Origin of the sequence: Streptomyces sp. NPDC058964, from assembly GCF_042741275.1 — a bacterium.
Taxonomy (GTDB): Bacteria; Actinomycetota; Actinomycetes; order Streptomycetales; family Streptomycetaceae; genus Streptomyces.
This window is the reverse complement of record NZ_JBHYKH010000179.1, coordinates 1-835: the sequence shown is the minus strand read 5'-3', so window position 1 is coordinate 835 and position 835 is coordinate 1. Positions and strand designations below refer to the sequence as shown.

Below are 835 nucleotides of genomic sequence, written 5' to 3'. Positions count from 1 at the left end.
CCGCCACGCGCCGCGCCCCCCCACCCCCCCGGCCCGGGGGCGGTGCTGTTCCGCTCCCCCCCCGCGCGACTTGCCGTCGTGATCCCCTCAGCGGGCCGGAGCGGACCCGATCTCGACCACCCGGGCCCACGCGGGCGGCGAGTCCGGCACATGGTCCGGATCGTCCTCGTCCCACTGCCCGCCCGCCCGGGGGAACAGACCCACCACGGTCCGGCACGGCGGACGCGTGGCGGGCCAGGGCGTCTGCCCGTCGGTCAGGACCACGACGACGTCCGGAGTCGGCCGAATGCGCAGCGCCTTGGCGAAGCCCGTGCGCAGATCCGTACCACCACCGCCCACCAGCGGAATGCCCTCGCCGCGGCACAGCGGGTGCACGATCCGTGCCGACGCGTCGCACGGCACCACGCTGACCAGTTCACGTCGGCCGCCCACGGCACGGGAGATCGCGGCGACCTCGAGGAGCGCGCTGCCCAGTTCCGTGTCGCTGACCGAGCCGGACGTGTCGACGACCACGGCGACCCGGGGCGGCCTGCGCCGCAGGCTCGGGAGTACGACCCCGGGCACCCCGGCCGAGCGCCGCGCCGGCCGGCCGTAGAGGTAGTCCTCGCCCGCCCCCGGGCCGCAGGCCGCCGAGCGGACGGCCGCGCCCAGCAACTCCCGCCACGGCTGCGGCGGATGGAACGCCTCCTCGGCCCAGCGCCGCCACCCCCGCGGGGCGTCGGCCGGCCGGGCGGGGGTGGCCCCCGCCGACCCGGAGCCCCCCCCGTGCCCTGGCTGCGGGCTCAGGCCGGGCGCCGCCACCGCGCCCCACTCCCCCTCCCGCGCCCAGGCCGCG

The 835-nt window shown here is 79.3% G+C and carries 1 protein-coding gene; it reads right to left on the bottom strand.

The features are described from left to right. Positions 1 to 87 precede the first annotated feature (87 nt). On the bottom strand, positions 88 to 835 hold a 748-nt coding region (locus ACFW2E_RS22200; protein WP_384468798.1), incomplete at its 5' end, for a VWA-like domain-containing protein.